Below are 344 nucleotides of genomic sequence, written 5' to 3' on the forward strand. Positions count from 1 at the left end.
CGGAAGTAGTTCAGTGGTAGAATACAACCTTGCCAAGGTTGGGGTCGCGGGTTCGAATCCCGTCTTCCGCTCCAATTTTCAATATGACATGCCGGGGTGGCGGAACAGGCAGACGCACAGGACTTAAAATCCTGCGGTGGGTGACCACCGTGCGGGTTCGACCCCCGCCCTCGGCACCATATGCGCCCGTAGCTCAATTGGATAGAGCGTTTGACTACGGATCAAGAGGTTAGGGGTTCGACTCCTCTCGGGCGCGCTTTTATTAACGGGAAGTGGCTCAGCTTGGTAGAGCACCTGGTTTGGGACCAGGGGGTCGCAGGTTCAAATCCTGTCTTCCCGATATT

3 tRNA genes are annotated in these 344 nt (G+C 56.1%); all 3 read left to right on the plus strand.

Going from position 1 to position 344, the window contains the following annotated elements:
* Window positions 1-90: 90 nt before the first annotated feature.
* The 3 genes from JDS81_RS29885 to JDS81_RS29895 all read left to right on the plus strand — a co-directional run bounded on the left by JDS81_RS29885 (window position 91) and on the right by JDS81_RS29895 (window position 340).
* Window positions 91-179 (plus strand) — tRNA-Leu (locus JDS81_RS29885).
* A 3-nt stretch (window positions 180-182) separates the two neighbouring features.
* Window positions 183-256 (plus strand) — tRNA-Arg (locus JDS81_RS29890).
* A 10-nt stretch (window positions 257-266) separates the two neighbouring features.
* Window positions 267-340 (plus strand) — tRNA-Pro (locus tag JDS81_RS29895).
* The last annotated feature ends 4 nt before the right edge of the window (window positions 341-344 follow it).

It is taken from the genome of Bacillus cereus group sp. N31 (assembly GCF_016483245.1).
GTDB classification, from domain to species: Bacteria; Bacillota; Bacilli; order Bacillales; family Bacillaceae_G; genus Bacillus_A; species Bacillus_A toyonensis.